The following is a 19,515-nucleotide window of genomic DNA, read 5'->3' on the forward strand; positions in this document are numbered from 1 at the left end:
GGTTTATTCCTGTTCCACGTAGGAATTCTCCCAAACCCACCGAATAGCCATCCACTTCAGTCAAGCCTGCTTGATGTGGGTGCTCAAGCTATGATGCAAGCTATCAATGGCGTGGCCAATGGCTTCAACCGAATCCGCCAACGCATCACGGTCCCCCCTTTCACACACGCCCTCCAGCGCTTCACAACAAGCGACCAGCGCCGCCGCCTTGACCATGCGCGCCCCACCTTTGACGCGATGGGCCAGGTCATGCAACTTGCCAAAGTCCGCGTGTTCTTGCAGCGCCGATAGCAGCAAGCGGTCCATCGCGAGGCTACTGAGCAATGGCGTCAGCAACTCATTGAGCCCGGCAGTATCATCGCCTGTCAGAGCGACCAGCGTACTCAAGTCACATACCGGCATGCCCTCTTTCACCCTCGGTGCCGCGGTGCGCGACGCCAACGCCGTGCGCAGATCATCCAGGCCGGTCGGTTTGAAGAGACAACCGTCCATGCCCGCCTGCCGGCAGCGCTCGGTCTCCTCCGGTTGCGCGTTGGCGGTAAACCCCAGTAGCAGACACGGCACCAGGCCACGCTGACGCTCCTGGGCACGGATATCACGTGCCAATGTGTAGCCATCCATGACTGGCATATTGCTGTCGGTGATGACGCCATCAAACTGCCCGGCCTGCCACAGGGCAAAGCCCTCAGCGCCGTCCTCGGCAGTGACGATGTGATGTCCCAGGAAGCTCAGTTGTCGAGTCAACAGCAAGCGATTGGCCGGGTAATCATCGACCACCAGGAGGTTCAATGCAGGTGTCGCAGGCGCAGGTTGAACAGGTAAAGAAACCGTCGTTTCGGTGGTCAGCGCCAGCGCCAACGTCACGTCCACTCGCGTTCCCTTGCCCTGTACACTGGTCAAATGCAATTCGCCGCCCATCATCTCGCACAGGTTGCGGCTGATCACCAACCCGAGGCCGGAGCCACTGCGCGCCGATTGGTCGTTGTTGCTGCCTTGGATAAACGGGTTGAACAAGCGCTGCTGATCTTCGGCACTGATGCCAATCCCCGTATCTTCCACAAACAACCGAAGGTCCAAGTGGTCACCGACCAACGCCGGTGTGCTCTGAGCGCCCATACGCACCTGCCCGGCGGCGGTAAATTTGATGGCATTGCCCAGCAGGTTGGACACCACTTGCTTGAAACGCAAAGGGTCGATCAGCACCGTTCGATCGATCAGCGGATCAAGCTCGACTTGCAGCTGCAGCCCCTTATCCCGAGCCAACCCCTCGAAAACGCGCGCCACGGAGGCCAACAACTCATGGAGATTGGCCTGCTCCAGGCTCAAGGACAGGTGGCCGGTTTCAATCCGTGCAATGTCGAGGATATCGCCGATCAACTCCAGCATGCTCCGGGACGCCATCGACGCCACCTCTAGCGCGTCCTGATCGACACGGCCCTGCTCGGCGTTTCTCTGGGCCAGCTCGATCATACCGATCACCGCATTCATCGGTGTGCGAATCTCATGGCTCATGGTCGCCAGGAAGGTTGTCTTGGCACGGTTGGCGGCGTCGGCTTCCTCCTTGGCTTCCTGCAACTGGCCAAGCAGGCGCTGGCGCTCGCTGACATCCACCCAGCCGGCGATCATGCCCACGACGCTGCCATTACTGTCACGGTACGGCAGCATCCACTGGTAAATGGTCAACACACCACCACCTGGCACCTTGAGTACGCGATCCTGGATCTGCGGCTCGCCCCGCTCCATCAGGTCCAGGTAATCGGCATGGAACGACTGGGCCTGCGGCGGGTTGCCCGTGTCGGTTTGCACCACAGTCTTGCCGATCACGTCCTCCAACCTGAAGCCAAACACATCAAGGTAAGCATTGTTACAGGCCATTAACCGGCCCTGGCGATCGCGCACGTAAATCGGATGGGGTGTGCCGTCGATCAGCACGCTCATGAATCGCATCTGGTCGCTCAAGGCTCGCTCTGCCTGGGCGCGCTTGCGTATCAGGTTACGCAGGTAGAGCCCCCAACCCAGCGTCACCAGCAGCAGCAACGCGGCCAGACCAAACCCCTGGATGATCACATTGCGGTGGCTGCTCCAGTAGCTGTCTTCGATGATGATCTCGCTGCGCCAACGGTTGGTCAGTTCGTCCATTTCTTCAGGCGTGATACTCAACAACGCCTTCTCGAGGATCGAATACAGCTCCAGTTGGCTGCGGTTGACACCGAAGGCAATGCGCGCCGGTTCCGTGCCGATCGTGGTGGTGATACGCAGACGGTCTCGATAATTGCGCGCAATCATGTAGCGTGCGCTGATCAACGAAACAATAGTCGCATCGACACTCCCCTTGGCGACCAGGTCCATGGCGGCCTCGGGGTTCTCGACGTCGACAAACTTGATACCTGGATAGTCCCGGGCTATCTGTGCACCGAGGCTGTTGCCGCCAATGAACGCCAGCCGTTTTCCGGGCATGTCTTCCAGGGTGAGCAGCCGTTCATCACTGGCACGCGCCACCAGCACATAGGGGTTGGACAGGTAAGGTCGGGTGAAGCGGACTTTTTCGGCACGCTCGACGCTAGGCGTAATGACCGCAAGCATGTCCACTTGCCCGTTGCTGACCTCGTCAATTTGCCGAGGTAAAGAATTGCTGTGGACCATCTCGAACTTCAAACCCGTGCGCAAGCTGATCCGCGACAACACCTCATCGCTCAGCCCTGCGAATTGCCCCTGCTCATTCAGGAATGACAGCGGCATGAACTTGTCGAGCACCGCGACCTTTACCCGAGGATGCTTCTCCAGCCAACGCTGCTCACTGTCGCTCAGGCGCAAACGGTCGGCCTCCAGGAAGCCGCTGTCTCCGGCACTCCAGCGGCGCAGGATGCTCATTTGCTGGTTGGCCGGGATCACGGCCAGCGCTGCGTTGATGATATTCAGCAGGCGGATGTTATCCCCGGAGAAAGCGAACCCGAACGGGTTGACCTCCAGCCCGGAAAAGTCGGCCACGCGCACATTATTGAGGTGATTCTTTTGGATCAGATAACGGGTACTGATGACGTCGCCCAGGTACACATCCGCCTGGCCAAAAGCGACGGCGCCGATGGCTTGGTGGGTCGAACCGTACAACAGCAGTTGTGCCGCTGGGTAATAGGCTTGCACCGCGTCAGGCTGCATGTAGTGGTAGAGCATCGCCACGCGTTTGCCGGCCAGGTCGGCGCTCAGCAAATGACTGTCACCCGCGCGGGTTACCAGCACAGGTTGATCATTGGCGTAGGAACGAGACAGTATCAGGTCCTTGTCGGCGGCTTCGTAGCCATTGGCCGACCCTACTAAATCCACTTCTCCCAGCTTGAGTGCCTCGATCACCTCATCGCGGGTGTCATAGCGTCGAACTTCAATGGGCACGCTTAAGATAAGGCTGATCAACCACGCGTAGTCAGCGGTGATACCTTCAAAATCATTGTTGTTGCTAAGGTCGAAAGGCGCGTAGTCCGGCGCCGACACCCCCATCACCAACGTGCGCCGCTGGCGCAACCAGCGCCAGTCGCTTTCATCAAGCGCCACGCCTGGGTTCTCAAGTGTGGCGTGACCGAGGAGCCGTAGGGAGTGCGGCTCATCCAGGGCCATCGCTGCATGGGAAAACAACCCGATCAACAGGATGGCCGTGAATCTCAACAGCCGGGAGGTGGCCATTTCAGATCAGACGATTGCGCTGGGCGAACTTGGACAGGTGCACTACCGAAGACATACGCAGCTTCTCCTTGAGTCGCGTCTTGTAGGTGCTGATGGTTTTGTGGCTCAGCAGCATATCCTCGGCGATTTCCTTATTGCTCAGGCCCAGAGCCAGCTTTTGCAGCACCGTCAATTCGCGGTCCGACAGCGCTTCGACCAGTTCTTGCTCGGTAGTCTGCAAATCGTCACGGCGCACTGAACTGGTGGCCACGCTCGGGAAGCAGCTGTAGCCGGAGCGGATCGCCCTGATCGCCTTTTGCAACTCGTCCAGTTCACCCGTCTTGGCCACGAAGCCCATGGCCCCGGCGCGCATGCAGCGGGTGGAAAAGAACACCGCCAGGTAGGAGGTCAGCACAAGGATCTTGCAAGGCAGCTCCAGCGACTTGATCCGGCTGATCACCTCCAGCCCGCCGAGCTTGGGCATGGCCAAGTCGAGGATGATCAGGTCCGGGCGCTGCTCACGCGCGCACTGCATGGCGTCGGCGCCGTTGCCCGCTTCATAGATTTCAACAAAGCCTTCTTGCTTCAACAGGTACTTCACGGTGGCACGGATAAAAGGGTGATCATCCACAATTAAAGCTTTGCTCATAAGACTCCCCCGAGGGATCAGTACGCTTACATATCACACGGGACCCATCTACCTGTGAAAAGTAACAGTTCCGACAAACGGTACTGATTACTCTGCATGACACTTCAGGTAGGACAGACCCCTCCTTTTGATAAAACACTGTCAATACGGTCAGATGCGCCTTGGTTTCTAAGGCGCAAGGGCGCAACGTTAACAACGGTGTGGCTTATCAGATGAAGGGATAGTCTCGATTGCTTGTAGGACTTTTCCTCGCAAAAGCATAGTCAGCTTTGCGCGGGACAATCCCAGACAGCCGGGGATTACTCGGTAGTACTTGGGCTCCAGAACGCTTGCACCACCAGGGTCGACATCGAAATTCGCGCCACCAGCGCGTCCAGTTCGTCACCGTCCACCGACGTCACGGCCAAGGTGGCTTCGATCTCCACTTCTTCCGTGCCAAAGGGACGCACGTCCACATCGCTGGCCGGGTAGTTGCAACGTGCCAGCTCCGCTTCCAGCAAAGCCAGTACGGCTTTCTGCTGGGTACGCCGGGCGATCACATACAAGATGTTGGTGACCTCTGCCGACACCACGTCCAACGGCTGACGGTTGATGTTGTTGACAATCGGTCGCAGCAAGGTGTTGGCCGCAAGCACAAACAGCGTGCCAAGCAGCGCTTCGAGCACCAGGTCGGCCCCCGCGCAGGCGCCCACCGCCGCCGATGCCCAGAGGGTAGCCGCCGTATTGAGCCCACGCACGTTGCCCTCTTCACGCATGATCACACCGGCACCGAGAAAGCCGATGCCCGAGACTACATAGGCCACCACCCGCACCGCGCCTTCCGCGCCGCCGAGTCGGCTAGCCATGTCGACGAAAATCGCCGCGCCCACTGCCACCAGCACGTTGGTGCGCAGGCCCGCCGTGCGCTGGCGGTATTGACGTTCGAAACCGATCAAGCCGCCGAGGACAAAGGCCGCAGTGAGGCTGACCAGAGTGTCGACCAGGGATTCAAGGTTGATGTTGTTGATTGCTTGCATAGGAAATCTTCCCTGTTCATTGCCAGCCAAACTTACGGATGTAGTAGCCCTTCACCGCCTGGGTCAGCGCCATGTACGCCAGCAGAATCACCGGCAGGAACACGAAGTACAGCGACGGCAGCGCCTGCAACTTGAAGTAATGCGCCAGCGGCCCCATCGGCAGGAAAATCCCCACGGCCATGATCACGCCGGTCATCACCATCAACGGCATCGCCGCACGGCTTTGCAGGAACGGGATTTTCGGGGTGCGGATCATGTGCACGATCAGCGTCTGGGTCAGCAACCCCACCACGAACCAGCCGGACTGGAACAGGGTCTGGTGGTCGGGGGTATTGGCGTCAAAGACGTACCACATGAGTGCGAACGTGGTGATGTCAAAGATCGAACTGATCGGCCCGAAAAACAGCATGAAACGGCCGACATCTCCTGGCTGCCAGCGCTGGGGTTTACTCAGCATCTCGTCGTCGACGTGATCGAACGGGATCGCAATCTGCGAAATGTCATACAGCAGGTTTTGCACCAACAGATGCATTGGCAGCATCGGCAGGAACGGAATGAACGCGCTGGCCACCAGCACCGAGAACACGTTGCCGAAGTTGGAGCTGGCAGTCATCTTGATGTACTTGAGCATGTTGGCGAAGGTGCGCCGGCCTTCCAGCACACCCTCCTCCAGGATCATCAGGCTCTTTTCCAGCAGGATGATGTCGGCAGCTTCCTTGGCGATATCCACAGCGCTGTCTACCGAAATGCCGATATCGGCGGTCCGTAGCGCCGGCGCATCGTTGATGCCGTCGCCCATGAAGCCGACCACATGCCCATTGGCCTTGAGCAAGCGCACGATGCGTTCCTTGTGGCTTGGCGTCAGCTTGGCGAACACATTGGTGGTTTCCACGGCCTTGGCCAGTTCGGCGTCGGTCATGTCCTCAATGTCGTTGCCCATCAGCAGACCCTGTTGCTCCAGGCCCACTTCGCGGCAGATCTTGGCGGTGACCAGTTCGTTGTCGCCGGTCAGCACTTTCACTGCCACGCCATGGGCCTTGAGGGCTTTGAGCGCAGGCGCGGTGCTTTCCTTGGGTGGGTCGAGGAACGCGACGTAACCGATCAGCGTGAGGTTATTCTCATCCGCCAGGCTGTAGGTGTCACGCCCCGGCGCCATCGGTTGCGCGGCCACGGCGACCACGCGCAGGCCTTCTTCATTGAACGCGGCGGTGACCTGACGGATACGTGCCAACAGGTCATCGGTCAGTGCTTCATTGACGTCGCCATGGCGCACGTTGTTGCACACCGACAGAATCTCCTCCACAGCACCCTTGCAGATCAACAGGTGCGGCTGGCCCTGCTCGGCGACCACCACGGACATGCGGCGGCGGTTGAAGTCGAACGGGATCTCATCGACCTTCTGGAACGCCGTGCCGACTTTCAGCTCGCGATGTACCTCCACATGCTCCAGCACCGCCACGTCCAGCAGGTTTTTCAGGCCGGTCTGGTAGTAGCTGTTGAGGTAGGCCATTTCCAGCACGTCATCGGATTCTTCACCCCACACGTCCACATGACGCGCCAGGAAAATCTTGTCCTGCGTCAGGGTGCCGGTCTTGTCGGTGCACAGCACGTCCATGGCGCCGAAGTTCTGGATCGCATCCAGGCGCTTGACGATGACTTTTTTACGCGACAGAAACACCGCGCCCTTGGCCAGGGTGGACGTGACAATCATCGGCAACATTTCCGGGGTCAGGCCCACGGCAATCGATAGCGCGAACAGCAGTGCCTCGGTCCAGTCGCCCTTGGTGAAACCGTTGATGAACAGCACCAGCGGCGCCATCACGAACATGAAGCGGATCAGCAGCCAGCTGACCTTGTTCACGCCATGCTGGAACGAGGTGGTGGCGCGATCAGTCGCGGTCACGCGCTGGGCCAAGGCGCCGAAATAGGTGCTGTTGCCGGTGGTCAGGATCACCGCCGTCGCCGCGCCGGACACCACGTTGGTGCCCATGAACAGGATGTTCTCCAGGTCCAGCGGGTTGCGGGTCTTGGCGTCCTGCTGCTGGGCGAACTTCTCCACCGGCATCGATTCACCGGTCATTGCCGCCTGGCTGACAAACAGGTCCTTGGCGCTGAGTACGCGGCAATCGGCGGGGATCATGTCCCCAGCGGACAGTACGATCAGGTCGCCCGGCACCAGTTGTTTGATTGGCAGTTCGATGCGCTTGGCTTCATCGCGGCGCAGCACCGTAGCGGTGTTGCTCACCATGGCTTTCAGCGCATCGGCCGCCTTGTTGGACTTGGCCTCCTGCCAGAAACGCAGCAGCGTCGACAGCACCACCATGGAGAAAATCACCGTGGCGGCCTTCATGTCTTCGGTCAGCCAGGAGATCACCGCCAGCAACGTCAGCAGCAGGTTGAACGGGTTTTTGTAGCAGTGCCACAGGTGCACCCACCATGGCAGCGGTTGCTCATGCTCGACTTCGTTGAGGCCGTATTGCACGCGCAGGGCATCGGCTTCCTGAGTCGTCAAACCCTCGGAATGGCTGCCCAGGGTGCCGAGCAATTGCACCGCACTGCTGTTGGCCGAGACCACCAGGGTTTGCGCCAGGGTCGGCGGGACTTCGCGGCTGACGCTGGCGTCGGTCACGGTGTCGAGCATCGCCAGGCGGCGGAAATGCCGGGCGATGTGCCGGGTCCGCAGGAAGCCGGCAAAGAACTCTTTCAACAGAGTCAGGTTCATGGTGTTACTCCTGCGCGAGGAAAAAACCGTCGTGCAGGTACCGCCGTCTGCACCGCGCCCGTTTTATAGGCACAGCCAGCTTGGCCCGCCTGTCGTAAAAGACAGGCGCGTCCGTAGCATCCCGAGGTAAGGCGGGTGCTGGTCAGCGTCGATGAGAGGGATTCGGGCAGGTGCCAGGACTGGCGCTGCCGGGATGCCGCTTCTCGCTTTTAGTGGCGAGACAACGGCATCGGAAAAATGCGCGTTACCTTGCCAAGCCTGTGCCGGTTACCGAAACCGGCCGACTACTGTCACTCGAACAAGTACCCACTGAGGGTCTCCGCTATTGATGAAAACGCGCGAAGCTTACGCCCCGATGATGAGAGAGTAAACCGTAGGAAAGTTTCCGTATGGGGAATAAGAAGATTCTTCAGGATGGGTTCAGGAAGTTGCATCCACTTGATCCCGCGGCACCAACGCCAGGTAATCACCCACCTGCCCACCTGTCAGGGCCTTGACCTGAATCGATACGCTGTTCACCTGACGCCCCATCGTGATCCCTTCGCGGGTGCGTACCTGCACATAGCCAAGCTTAGGCCAGAAACGTTCGGCCTTGGCATTGCCAATGACGACCGTCAAACGCAGCCATTGAGCGCCGTTGCCCGCGGCCCAAACCTCAAGATCCGCGTGCAACTGCCGCGCCAGCCCGGTGCCATGCAAGCGAGCATCCACCAGCAAAAGCCCGATATGCCAAACACCAACAGCCAGCAAGTCCGCCGCAATGTTCACCACCGCCACCAGCTGGTTTTCCTGATTGCGGTAACCCAGCCAATACAGGCGGCGGCATGCCCACCCTGCGGGTAACTGTCCCTGCAATTCCTCATACGCCTCAGTCGCAGTGGCCGGCTCGCCGTTGACCGCCATGAAGTAATCCGGCGCCCGCTCGAAAAACCGCTGCAACTCGACCTCATCGCGATCACCCAGCTCAACGACCTGAATGCCCACGACGGAACACGCCGGCAACCCGTGTGAATCAACGTCCATGTCCATCGTCCTCAATCGTCCCGCGTCAGCACTTCCAGCAACTCAATCTCAAAACGCAGGTTGCTGTTGGGCTTGATATGCGCGCCCATCGACCGCTCGCCATAGGCCAGATGCGCCGGCACAAACAGGGTGCGCACACCGCCCACCTGCATGCCCATCAACCCCTGGTCCCAGCCCTTGATCACACGCCCGGTGCCGATCACACACTGGAACGGCTTGCCGCGCTCCCAGGACGAATCGAACACCGTGCCGTCTTCCAGGGTGCCGGTGTATTGGGTGGTGATCAACGCGCCCTTGACCACGGCTTTGCCGGTGCCGGGGCGGATGTCAGTGATTTGGAGTTCTTCGGGGCTCATAGGGCGCTCGTTGACGGTACAAAGGGTGGGGTTTTCCCAGAATTGGGTAGGTTTGGCAAGTGTAGGAAGAGTCGCTGCGATGACATTTCCCTTTAACTCGCAGGACGTCTCCGAGAGAATCCCAACCGCTTGCGCCGCTCAAATCACGTGGCTAGTCTTCGTCGGTCACTGCCCATTCAGTGACCGGTTTTAGTAGCCCACGATGTGATTAGGCGCCAAGCGCCCCCTTATGCAAGGCGCCTTTTTTCGGCCCTGCGTTATGGTGGCCGTGCGCAGGGCACCTTCGCGTGCGCCGGGTCCTAATCACCGGTCTACTAACCTGCGTACGGCCGCCACCCCGCCGCCGCCCCGTTTAGTAGCGAAGGTAACGGCTCTCTAACGTTGATTAGGAGTTGAACCCATGGACAAACCTGTCCCCGCGCCACCCGCTTCAGAACTGCAATTCTTCACCACCACCCCAGACCTCAGCTTCGAAGACGCCCTGGCCCACGCCAGCAGCGTGTTGCGTTGTGCCGCCGTTGCGGCGCAAACGGCCGGGGATCAACTGGAAGGGACTTCACGCACGTTGGTGCTGTCGGTCATGCACCTGGTGGACATGGCCAGTGTGAGGGTGGATCGGTCGCTGGAGTGTATGCAGCCGAGCTAACACAATGTCGCTCAGAGTGAGGGAGCATGTTCCCCACTTTAATCGCTTGCACTGCCCCTACGAAAAAATACGAATTTACTGTGCCAAAATCCAACGCTAGCCTATTTCTGGCTAGCAACACTCATGGCCATCCTGTTCCGAGTCCATTAACTCTGAACTGGGAATATCAGAATGACCATCGGTTCCAACTTCAATTACCCCGCAGACACAGCCCAACACCCCCATCGAAAAAAGCGATCCAACAAGAGCAAATGGGCAGCCAGGTTCCCCAATCCACCTGATTTGTGTTTCGACTACCGCGCGCTCGTGGAGCAGGTCAATGGAATTGCCCAGGCTACTGAGCCCCATCATAAAATATGCATTATTGGCGCTGGCATTACAGGCTTAACAACGGCACGTGAACTTCACCGGTGCGGCTTCACAGATATTACGTTAATTGAAAAGTCAAAGCGTATTGGCGGCAGGCACCTCACCGCTCTTGGGAATAACAATACCCACACCGTTGGCAGACCGCCTTTCGAGATGGGCGCAATGAGAATGCCGTTCTTCAACACATCAGACGAACCGCCTAAAGATGGGCGTTCACTCATGGCCTATTACGCCAACGAATTCGAATTGCGCCACACAGACTTCCCCAATCCAGGCAGCCCTGCGGTGCGATCCACAGGTATATTTCTACGAGAAGGGAGCGTCGATGACAGCGCAGAACCCACCATGCTTATCTGGAAAAACACGGATGGAAAAACACCGCCTCCAGGTCAAACACTGGGCAATGTTTTCGCAAAATGGAAAGCCTTCGCCGAGCGCATGACGTTGATCGTCTCCGAACATTACGGTACTGAAGGCTGGGAGAACATATGGAATTTAATAGTCAAAAAATACGAAAGTGTTTCCTTCCGCGACTTGGTCAAAATGCCAAGCATCGATAGCTGGCAATCAAGTGCCCCTGGAAACTTCGGTGGCATGGGCATGACTGCACAGGAATCCGCGGTTTTCTACTCCATCGGCATTGGTGATGGCAGTTGGGGAGCATTCTATGACGTATGTTCACTTTACCCCCTGCGCACGGCGATATTTGGATTCAGCAGTCATCTGCAATTAATCCACGGGCGTGTGAACGCGGACGGCACACCGATGGCGTCGCCTTACTTAGACCATCCCGAGCTCTTGGATTCGAGAGGTCTAGCTTTCAAAAAACCCAACTACATCGGACTTGGATCCCTGGCCGAATCCATACTCTTCATCAAACCCGAAGAAGCACATGAGTCTTTATACGAGCATCTCATAAAAAGTCATTCCGGGCTCATGACCAATTGTGCAGTAACAAAGATCAAGAAACTGAAAAGCGGGAAAACACGCGTCTATTTCGATTGGAACGTTACACAAAAAGAAAACGTAAAAAAAGAATTCATCGATTATGACTCTGTAGTAATAACACTACCTTCATGGCTGATCGAAACGCAAATATCAATTGAAAACTTCAACCCGGAAATGCTCCCCTTTGAAATCATAGAAGCCTACAAAACAGCTCACTGGGAAACCAGCTGTAAAGTGTACGCACCACTCAAAAAAACGTTTCTCTCTCACAATAAAAAAATCCCTCAAGCCATCGTGACGGATAGCTTGGTTCATGATGTATATACCTACCGCTACAACCCTAACAACACCTACGACTGCATTCTTCTCAGCTACACATGGGAAGACGACGCCACAAAGCTATCGGTATTCACCGATGAAGAACTCGTTGATAGATGCATCGAAGACCTCGACAGAATCCTTTTGAAATCTACCAATATCAAAGAAAAAATATCACCCTACATCGGACGTAATCACGCGGTGGTTCAACGATGGATGAATGATAAAAACTCGCTTGGCTGCGCAAAGCTTTATCGTGCAGGTACTTATTACGACGCCATGAAACTACTGAAATACAATCGAGACTTTTCTCACAAGTCAGGCTTGTACCTCTGTGGTGAATCCTTCTCTGTAGATGCGGGCTGGACGGAGCCCTGCTTCAGGGGAGCAATCGATACCGTGATAAACATTTGTAATAGAACGCAAGCCGCTTTCAACGGAGGTTTTACTATGGACGACTACCCAACCTATAAAGCCGAACCGTAAAAGAAAGAGACTACAACGTAACGGGAATCACCTGACTTTTAATTAAACGCTTGCTCGCCTCTTATAAACGCCCAACCGAATCACGGTTGTATAACAATAAGAGGTCACCGCCATGAGCGAACCAGCAAGCCCCGCACGCGTAGCAGTCATCCAACTGGACCCTCAGGTTGGCATGAACAACCGAGCCAACAATCTGCGTCAAAGTCTTGCACTGGCGACCGAAGCCGCAAACGGTGGAGCGAACCTGATCGTACTGCCCGAGCTTACCAATTGCGGGTATTTCTTCAGCAGTCGCCAGGACGCCTTTGATCATGCCGAACTGGTTCCAGGCGGCGAAAGTGTGCAGGCGTGGATAGATTTTGCCTGTAAGCACCAGGTGTACCTGGTGGCAGGCCTGTGTGAAATAGACGGTATGCAGTTGTTCAATACGGCTGTGTTGCTAGGCCCCGATGGGTTTATCGGCAAATACCGCAAGGCGCATCTATGGAACCTGGAAAAGCTCTGGTTCACGCCTGGCGATACCGGATTTCCAGTATTTGAAACCCCGATAGGCCGTATTGGCCTGCTGATTTGTTGGGATATCTGGTTCCCGGAGGTGCCACGTATTCTCAGCCAGCAGGGCGCCGATATTATTTGCAGCCTGAACAACTGGGTGTGGACGCCCCCTCCCCTGTTCGATGACGCCGGCAAATGCATGGCGTCGTACCTGACGATGACCGCCGCCCACGTCAATAACGTGTTTATCGCTGCCGCCAGCCGCATTGGCGAAGAGCGGGAAGCACGTTACCTCGGATGCTCGTTGATTACCGGAACCAACGGCTGGCCGATTGGCGCGGTAGCTTCAGCCAATCGTCAGGAAATCCTGTTCGCCGACATTGATATCACCAGCGCCCGCAGTGCTCCGATCTGGAACAGCCTCAATGACCTGCAGCGTGATCGACGCAATGATCTCTACGATCAAATGCTCGGCTACTCCCAACACCCTGCCCTTCCACGCTGATCAGAGGGTGTGCTATGAAAACACTCATTACCGAAACAAGGTCCAACCGGTCCAGGGCAGATCTCACCGTCGTGATACTGGGGTTAGCGAGTGTGCTACTGGTGCTGTGGGTGGCGCTCAGCAACCAATGGTCCTGGCCAGGCTACGCCGAGATGGTCGCAAGCCTGCCCCACCCTGTTGCCTGGCTACGTTGGATAGTCGGGGATATCAGTGAAGTAGCCTTCTACAAGCACGAACTGGCATCGCTCGGTTTGTTGGGCGGCGCCTACCTGGCATGGTGGGCGAGCAAGCACGGTAAAGCCTGGCAGGGATTTTCTATTTCCTACGGAACAGGGTTATGGCCTTGGTTGGTAACCAGTTCACTGATGGGGTTAATGCTGAGTAATCTACTGTGGGGCTGGAGCGTCACCGCACAGACGTGGCAACCAACGTTTGCGGCATTCGTCTCGTTACCAGCAGCCATGGTACTGATGTTCGGCGGCGGCTGGAAAGTTGCCGTAAACGGTGCAGTGTTGGGCGCATTGCTGGTAACCCCCATTTGCCTGCTGATCGTGAACTTCGTGTGCGTTCCACTGGGTCTTCCAGTAGTGATCGGCAATGTGGTGGGCATGGCGATCGGCAGTGTCATTGCATTTGTAGCGTGTCGTCGAGTGCCGTCGCTGGTGAGTTCTGATTACATAGCCCCCGCCAAGCCGGCACCCGCGAAGCCGCCCACTTACGGTATCGTCTGGGGCCTGCGTCGGGTGTTGGCAGATTTCTCCGAAGCGCCATTTTTCGGAAACGAACTCGCGAGTCTCGGGTTGCTGGCAGGTGTGTTGGTGGCCTATGCACTGAACCCGATCAGCCCGGCGTACGGATCAGGCCTGGTATTGCACCTGCTCGCGGCCCAGGCGCTAACATCGGCTCTGGGCGTCGTGATCTGGCGAAAACAGTGGATGAAACGAGGATGGTTTCCGACCTACGTTCCACTGGTCTCTGCAGTGCCAGCAGCTGTATTAACTCATGGTGGTAGTTGGACAGTCATCGGTTCAAGTGCTCTGCTCGGGGCTCTAATCGCGCCGCCGCTGGCTTGTGCGATTGCGGGTCGTTTGCCCGCACATTTTCACCCGTATATTGGCAATGTCACCTCAATGGCGTTGAGTACGTTGATGATAGTGCCTTTGGTGGGTTGGTTGATCGAGATGTAGCCCTTGCCCCACGCTGTATTCTTCATGCAGCGTGGGAACAGCTTTTCCCCCTTACAGCCAATGCCAAAATCGACTCCAAACCCCCCGCCCCAAATCATCCTTGCACCGCGCATACTGCGCCGCATACAGCTGTGAACGCGCCTGCACCTTGCTCGCCACCGGCGGCAGCCAGGCCTTGGCGGTGTAGGTGCGTTGGCGGTAGCCACCCCAGCCTTCGTGGTAGTTCAGGTACTGGCCATACGCGTCGTATTTGTAGACCCCGTTGACGGTGTAGGTCTTGTCCATGTACCAGCCGACAAAGTCGATGGCGTCGTCGAAGTCCTGGCGACTGGCGCCGCTGCGGCCGGTGCTCTTGCGGTAGTCGTTCCACACTTCGTCCTTGGCCTGGGCGAAGCCGGCGGCGGTGGAAACGCGGCCCCAGGGGATGATCCACAGCAGGTATTTGCGGGGGGCCAGGGCGTCCTGGCGGAAGCCGGACTCCTGGTACATGATGGCGAACGGCACCTGAATCGGCACGCCCCAGCGTTTTTGCGTGACTTTGGCGGCGTCGTACCAGTCGTCCTTTTCGCGGAAGATACCGCAGAGGTCATTGGGCGTGCGTGGCGGCGAGGTGCCGCACGCCGCCAACAGGGAGGTGAGTAGTAACAGTCCGACGGCTTTGCCTGCGCTCAAGGGGCACCTTTGCGAGATACGCGTAAAAAGACCGGCATTTTACGCGTTCATTGAGGTGAGTGCCGATGTGTCATCCAGTTGTTTTGATAACGGCGGTGACTTCCAATTCCAACATTCCGCCGCTGGGCAACCCCGCCACGCCGACCGCCGAACGTGCATGCCGGCCCTGCTCGCCAAACACATCAATCAACACCTGGGAAGCGCCGTCGACCACGTTGGAAAAGCGCTGGAAACCCTCGCCGCCAAACACAAACCCTCGCACAAACAAAATGCGCTCGACGTTCTCCAACCCTACCGCCTGATCCAGCACGCTCAAGGCACGCAACGCGCAGGTTTGACCGGCCTGTGTCACCCGCGCTGGCGAGGTCTGGTCCGTCACCGGTCCGCTGATCACGCCATCGCCCAGCCGGCACACTTGTCCACTTACATAGGCCACACCCGCATAAATCGTCACCGGCACGTAGTCACCCTTGGGGCCTGGCGCCTCGGGCAGTTGCAAGCCCAAGGCGGCGATACGCTCGCGAATACTCATGCGGGCTCCTCGACAAACGCCACATGCCCACCCAACCAGCAACCCTGTAGCTGCCCTGCCCCATCGTGACGAAAGCGCAGGGAAATCTGCGAAGGCCGGCCCATTGCGCGGCCCTGGCGGATGTACACCGGACGATCGTCAGCGGTCACCAAGCCATTTTCCAGCAGGCCAAAAGACAAGGCCGCGGCGGCGATGCCAGTGGCGGCGTCTTCCGGGTAACCAGAGGATTTGGGGAATTGCCGGGCATCAAACTGGCGACCTTCAAGGTCCGACGGCGCGTAGGGATACAACCCCGTGGAACCAATGCGCTCGCACAGTTGCTCCATGCGGCGGAAGTCCGGCTTGAGGCTGTCCAGCACGGCCACGCTCTTCAGCGCGACCAGGGTCTTGACCCGGCTGGTGCGGGCGTTCTGGATCGGCAACGGCGCCAGTTCATTGGACGTGATGCCCAACACCGACAGAATTTCGGCCTCCACCTGCGGGTCGCTCAAGGTTTCAACCTGCCCCTTGGGTTGGCTGATTTCGACTTGAATCTGCGGCGTGCCGGCATTGGTAATCCGTGCATCAACCCGCCCGCTCAACGTCCACAGCGCCAGGCGCTCCTTGTGCAGCATGCCCAATTGATCCAGCAGCCAAATGGCGCCGACGGTGGCATGGCCGCACATTTCCATCTCATGGTTGGGCACCCAGAAACGCAGGGCAAAATCGAAATCGCTGCCGGCCGGTGCGGCAAACACAAAGCCGCATTCATGCCCGTAGTCGCGGGCGACTTGCTGCATATCGGAATCACTCATGCCGTCGGCCAGCGCCACGGTGGGCGCCGGGTTGCCGCCACGCGCGGTGGCGGGAAAGACATTGACCAGATGAACCTCGGGCGTCATTTCGCCTCTCCCTTGAGGGTGGAAACAGTCGGCGCCACGGCGTCGACGATGGTGTTGGTGTAGACCTGCTGCGGGTCGAGTGTCACCGGGTCATTCTCGACGGCGTTCATGAAACTGATGTTCTTCTCGACGCCGTCTTTTTCGATACGCGGCGTGGCCGGATAGGAAGGCAACGAAGCCGTCCAGGCGGCGTCGAAGATCGCCGCATCGGTGTGGGCGAAGTACGGGCGCACCGACTCGCGGGCCTTGTCCGGTTCGCTGGCGATCAGATGTTCGGCTTTCCAGATAGCGCGCACCAGTTTCTCGGCGGTGGCCTTGTTGCTGCTCAACCAGTCCTCGCGGGCGATCATCGCGGTGAACAGGAAGCCGTCCAAGGGTTTGTATTCGCCCTTGGCCAGGTCCATCAGCACAAACCCGCCCTGCTGTGCCGCCGTGGTGACGGTGGGCGGCGACAGCGAGAAACCGTTGATGCTGCCCTGGGAAAACGCCGCCAGCATGTTCGGCGCTCCGCCGATGGGCATGATGGTGAAGTCCTTGTCCGGGTTCAGGCCGGCGTCCTTGGCCAGGTAGCGCACCAACATGTCGGTGGTGCTGCCGGGGCCAGTCACGCCGATCTTCAAGCCCTTGAGGGCCTCGGCACGCGCCGAGATGGGCGACGCGGCCGACACACCGGCTTTGCGCGCCGACTCGCCATCGATCACCACGGTGCTGCCGAACTGGGTCTGCACGGCGGCAAACGCCTGCACGTTCTGGCCTTTGGACCGCGCGCGCACTGCGACCGCAGGCAAACCGACATAGGCGTCGGCATCGCGACCGAGCACGGCCGTCAACGCTGCCGAGCCACCTTTTTGAAACACGATCACTTCCACATTAAGGCCTTCTTCGGCGAAGAAGCCCTGCTTCTGCGCGACATAGATCGGCACATACAGAAAGCCTTCGCTGGGGAACGCCAGGGTGACCTTGGTGAGGTCCTGGGCCTGGGCGGCAGGCAGGAAGGCAGCGCACAACAGACCGACAATCACAAGACGCTTAAGCATGATCAAGCTCCAAACCAGAGGGGGTTAAACCGCGACTTCACGTTCCGCTTCATTGGCTTTCCACGGCATCAGCTTGCTTTCGGCCACCTTCACCGCCGTGTTCAGGATCAGCGCCAAAGCAATGATCCCCACCAGCGCGGCAAACACGCCGGCGGTGTCGAACTGCGAGGCTGCATCCGATAGCAGGTAACCCAGGCCACGGTTGGCCGCGATGATCTCGCCCACCAGCGCGCCGATCAGCGCATAAGGCACCGACAACCGCAGGCCGGTGAACACCCAGGTGAAGGCCGAGGGGATCACCACCATGGTCAACAGGTCACGTTCCTTGGCGCCCATCAAGCGCAGGATGGTCAGTTGCTCGCGGGACACGTTGCGCACGCCGCTGTAGGTGTTGAGGAACACCAGGAAGAACACCACCGCGGCGGTGAGGATGACTTTCATCGGCAAGCCGATACCGAACCAGAGGATGAACAGCGGCGCCAGCGCCACTTTCGGCAGGCTGTAGAACGCGGTCAAAAACGGATCGAGGATGTCGGCCAGCAACTTGGCGCGACCCAGTACAAGGCCTGCAACCAAGCCCGCGAGGGAGCCGAAGAAAAAGCCCAGCACCGCCTCCAGGGTGGTGATGCCGGCATGGTAGAAAAACACGCCATTGAGCAGGATTTTCCACAGGCTCTGGGCCACGGCCGAAGGGCGGCTGATGAAGAACTCCACGCCAAACCAGCGCGACACGCCTTCCCACAACAGCATCAGGAACACCAGGAACAGCAAGCGATAGACCTGGATCATACGACCTCCAGCGAGTGAGCCAATGAAGCGGGATCGGCCGCGCCGGCGACGTCGGGCGCCAGGCGTTTCCAGAGTTCGGCGCAGAGTTCCACGTAGCGTGCGTCGGAGCGCAGTTGCACCAGGTTGCGTTCGCCGGTCAAGGGGATATCGAGCACATGGTCGATGGTGCCGGGGCGACCGGCGAATACCACGCAACGGTCGGCCAGGGCGATGGCCTCGTCGACGTCATGGGTGACGAACAGCACGGTTTTGTTGAGCTTGCGGCACAGGCGCAGCAGTTCGGTCTGCAGGGTCAGGCGCATTTGCGCATCGAGGGCGCCGAAGGGCTCGTCCATCAGCAGGGTTTCCGGGTCGCTGGCCATCAAGCGCGCCATGGCCGCGCGTTTGCGCATGCCGCCGGAAAGCTGGTTGGGGTAACTTTCGCCGAAACCGGTGAGGCCCACCAGCGCCATCAGCTCCTCGACCCGTGCTTCGATCTCGGCCTTGGGCACGCGACGAATCTGCAACGGCACGGCGATATTGCCAGCCACGGTGCGCCAGGGCAGCAGGTGATCGGCCTGGGTCATATAGCCGACCCGGGTGTTCACGCCTTTGACTTCAACGCCGTCGTAGTGCACTTCGCCGACCGTGGGGCCGAACAGCCCGGCGGTCATGTTGAGCAAGGTGGACTTGCCGCAGCCCGAGGGGCCGACCAGGGTGATGATTTCGCCGCGCTGGACCTCCAGCGACACATTGCGCACGGCCACAAACTGGCGGCCCTCGACTTTGAAGCTTTTTTGCACGCCTGAAAAACGGATAAAGGGTTTTGCGCTCACCGCCCCTCCTCGTCCGGTACGCCGGACTTGTCTGTTGTTGGTGTGCAGAGGATGAGGGGGATGACAGATTTGTGGCGCACGGGATCGGGCCGGATCATGCGCGGGATCGGGACACCGGTGATTGGGGTTGCGCCTGGAGGAACCGACTCGAATGTGGGAGCTGGCTTGCCTGCGAAGGCGGCCTGACAGACGACCTGGATGTTGGATCTAACCGGGTGCATATCCGTTACTTGGGTAACGGCTGCTATGGGTTCCGCCCTTACGGCGGGTCACTTTGGAAAAGAGCCCCAAAGTAACCAAAGGGCTCTTGCCCCAACACTCGGCACCTCGCCTAGGCTCGGTGTGCCCGGAATCCGACAGTGATTTGGGGGGCCGCCGCCCCCCCCCATCCATGGCGCGGGGCGGCTAAACCGGC

General features: G+C 58.7%; 16 protein-coding genes. 4 read left to right on the forward strand and 12 right to left on the reverse strand.

The window, feature by feature from the left end; genetic code table 11:
* Window positions 1-60 precede the first annotated feature (60 nt).
* The 6 genes from WH299_RS22900 to WH299_RS22925 all read right to left on the reverse strand — a co-directional run bounded on the left by WH299_RS22900 (window position 61) and on the right by WH299_RS22925 (window position 9,420).
* Window positions 61-3,675, reverse strand: a complete 3,615-nt coding sequence (locus WH299_RS22900) for a transporter substrate-binding domain-containing protein (protein WP_339551371.1) — start codon at window positions 3,673-3,675, stop codon at window positions 61-63.
* A 1-nt stretch (window position 3,676) separates the two neighbouring features.
* Window positions 3,677-4,303 (reverse strand): response regulator transcription factor, encoded by a 627-nt coding sequence (locus WH299_RS22905; protein ID WP_126571227.1) that lies wholly within the window; start codon window positions 4,301-4,303, stop codon window positions 3,677-3,679.
* A 299-nt stretch (window positions 4,304-4,602) separates the two neighbouring features.
* Window positions 4,603-5,319, reverse strand: a complete 717-nt coding sequence (locus tag WH299_RS22910; RefSeq protein WP_010211291.1) for an MgtC/SapB family protein — start codon at window positions 5,317-5,319, stop codon at window positions 4,603-4,605.
* Window positions 5,320-5,335: 16 nt separating this feature from the next.
* Window positions 5,336-8,041, reverse strand: coding sequence for a magnesium-translocating P-type ATPase (gene mgtA / locus WH299_RS22915; protein WP_126571228.1), 2,706 nt, complete (start codon window positions 8,039-8,041; stop codon window positions 5,336-5,338).
* A 420-nt stretch (window positions 8,042-8,461) separates the two neighbouring features.
* Window positions 8,462-9,064, reverse strand: coding sequence for a GNAT family N-acetyltransferase (locus WH299_RS22920; protein ID WP_339551372.1), 603 nt, complete (start codon window positions 9,062-9,064; stop codon window positions 8,462-8,464).
* Window positions 9,065-9,075: 11 nt separating this feature from the next.
* Window positions 9,076-9,420 (reverse strand): FKBP-type peptidyl-prolyl cis-trans isomerase, encoded by a 345-nt coding sequence (locus WH299_RS22925; RefSeq protein ID WP_092249737.1) that lies wholly within the window; start codon window positions 9,418-9,420, stop codon window positions 9,076-9,078.
* 400 nt (window positions 9,421-9,820) lie between these two features.
* Between WH299_RS22925 and WH299_RS22930 the strand changes: the two genes are divergently transcribed.
* The 4 genes from WH299_RS22930 to WH299_RS22945 all read left to right on the forward strand — a co-directional run bounded on the left by WH299_RS22930 (window position 9,821) and on the right by WH299_RS22945 (window position 14,374).
* The gene (locus WH299_RS22930) at window positions 9,821-10,066 is read left to right on the forward strand and encodes a DUF6124 family protein (protein ID WP_122724317.1); all 246 of its coding nucleotides are present in this window, start codon (window positions 9,821-9,823) and stop codon (window positions 10,064-10,066) included.
* Between the two features lie 171 nt (window positions 10,067-10,237).
* Window positions 10,238-12,187, forward strand: a complete 1,950-nt coding sequence (locus WH299_RS22935) for a flavin monoamine oxidase family protein (RefSeq protein ID WP_339551373.1) — start codon at window positions 10,238-10,240, stop codon at window positions 12,185-12,187.
* Window positions 12,188-12,299: 112 nt separating this feature from the next.
* Complete coding sequence (locus WH299_RS22940) at window positions 12,300-13,187, forward strand: nitrilase family protein (protein ID WP_126571232.1); 888 nt, start codon at window positions 12,300-12,302, stop codon at window positions 13,185-13,187.
* Window positions 13,188-13,201: 14 nt separating this feature from the next.
* Complete coding sequence (locus tag WH299_RS22945) at window positions 13,202-14,374, forward strand: hypothetical protein (protein WP_339551374.1); 1,173 nt, start codon at window positions 13,202-13,204, stop codon at window positions 14,372-14,374.
* Window positions 14,375-14,425: 51 nt separating this feature from the next.
* Here the strand turns inward: WH299_RS22945 and WH299_RS22950 are convergent, their stop codons facing one another.
* The 6 genes from WH299_RS22950 to WH299_RS22975 all read right to left on the reverse strand — a co-directional run bounded on the left by WH299_RS22950 (window position 14,426) and on the right by WH299_RS22975 (window position 19,100).
* Window positions 14,426-15,046 carry a transglycosylase SLT domain-containing protein gene (locus WH299_RS22950; protein WP_339551375.1) on the reverse strand — a complete coding sequence of 207 codons (621 nt, stop codon included), beginning with the start codon at window positions 15,044-15,046 and terminating at the stop codon, window positions 14,426-14,428.
* Between the two features lie 70 nt (window positions 15,047-15,116).
* Window positions 15,117-15,578 (reverse strand): RidA family protein, encoded by a 462-nt coding sequence (locus WH299_RS22955; protein WP_339551376.1) that lies wholly within the window; start codon window positions 15,576-15,578, stop codon window positions 15,117-15,119.
* Window positions 15,575-16,459, reverse strand: a complete 885-nt coding sequence (locus WH299_RS22960; protein WP_339551378.1) for a PhzF family phenazine biosynthesis protein — start codon at window positions 16,457-16,459, stop codon at window positions 15,575-15,577. The genes WH299_RS22955 and WH299_RS22960 overlap by 4 nt, the downstream gene beginning before the upstream one ends.
* Window positions 16,456-17,496: an ABC transporter substrate-binding protein gene (locus WH299_RS22965; protein ID WP_339551379.1), complete on the reverse strand. Its 1,041-nt coding sequence runs from the start codon at window positions 17,494-17,496 to the stop codon at window positions 16,456-16,458. The genes WH299_RS22960 and WH299_RS22965 overlap by 4 nt, the downstream gene beginning before the upstream one ends.
* A gap of 24 nt (window positions 17,497-17,520) precedes the next feature.
* On the reverse strand, window positions 17,521-18,285 hold the full coding sequence (locus WH299_RS22970) for an ABC transporter permease subunit (protein ID WP_122724301.1): 765 nt from the start codon (window positions 18,283-18,285) through the stop codon (window positions 17,521-17,523).
* Window positions 18,282-19,100, reverse strand: a complete 819-nt coding sequence (locus tag WH299_RS22975; RefSeq protein WP_339499133.1) for an ABC transporter ATP-binding protein — start codon at window positions 19,098-19,100, stop codon at window positions 18,282-18,284. Before WH299_RS22975 ends, WH299_RS22970 begins: the two co-directional genes overlap by 4 nt.
* Between the last annotated feature and the right edge of the window lie 415 nt (window positions 19,101-19,515).

This window comes from Pseudomonas sp. MYb541 (assembly GCF_037479595.1).
GTDB classification, from domain to species: Bacteria; Pseudomonadota; Gammaproteobacteria; order Pseudomonadales; family Pseudomonadaceae; genus Aquipseudomonas; species Aquipseudomonas canadensis.

Coding starts and splice junctions, on each gene's coding strand:
- WH299_RS22965 (WP_339551379.1), bottom strand. CDS start 17,496: ATGCTTAAGCGTCTTGTGATTGTCGGTCTGTTGTGCGCTGCCTTCCTG.
- WH299_RS22970 (WP_122724301.1), bottom strand. CDS start 18,285: ATGATCCAGGTCTATCGCTTGCTGTTCCTGGTGTTCCTGATGCTGTTG.
- WH299_RS22905 (WP_126571227.1), bottom strand. CDS start 4,303: ATGAGCAAAGCTTTAATTGTGGATGATCACCCTTTTATCCGTGCCACC.
- WH299_RS22925 (WP_092249737.1), bottom strand. CDS start 9,420: ATGAGCCCCGAAGAACTCCAAATCACTGACATCCGCCCCGGCACCGGC.
- WH299_RS22955 (WP_339551376.1), bottom strand. CDS start 15,578: ATGAGTATTCGCGAGCGTATCGCCGCCTTGGGCTTGCAACTGCCCGAG.
- WH299_RS22920 (WP_339551372.1), bottom strand. CDS start 9,064: ATGGACGTTGATTCACACGGGTTGCCGGCGTGTTCCGTCGTGGGCATT.
- WH299_RS22960 (WP_339551378.1), bottom strand. CDS start 16,459: ATGACGCCCGAGGTTCATCTGGTCAATGTCTTTCCCGCCACCGCGCGT.
- WH299_RS22910 (WP_010211291.1), bottom strand. CDS start 5,319: ATGCAAGCAATCAACAACATCAACCTTGAATCCCTGGTCGACACTCTG.
- WH299_RS22940 (WP_126571232.1), top strand. CDS start 12,300: ATGAGCGAACCAGCAAGCCCCGCACGCGTAGCAGTCATCCAACTGGAC.
- WH299_RS22900 (WP_339551371.1), bottom strand. CDS start 3,675: ATGGCCACCTCCCGGCTGTTGAGATTCACGGCCATCCTGTTGATCGGG.
- WH299_RS22930 (WP_122724317.1), top strand. CDS start 9,821: ATGGACAAACCTGTCCCCGCGCCACCCGCTTCAGAACTGCAATTCTTC.
- mgtA (WP_126571228.1), bottom strand. CDS start 8,041: ATGAACCTGACTCTGTTGAAAGAGTTCTTTGCCGGCTTCCTGCGGACC.
- WH299_RS22935 (WP_339551373.1), top strand. CDS start 10,238: ATGACCATCGGTTCCAACTTCAATTACCCCGCAGACACAGCCCAACAC.
- WH299_RS22945 (WP_339551374.1), top strand. CDS start 13,202: ATGAAAACACTCATTACCGAAACAAGGTCCAACCGGTCCAGGGCAGAT.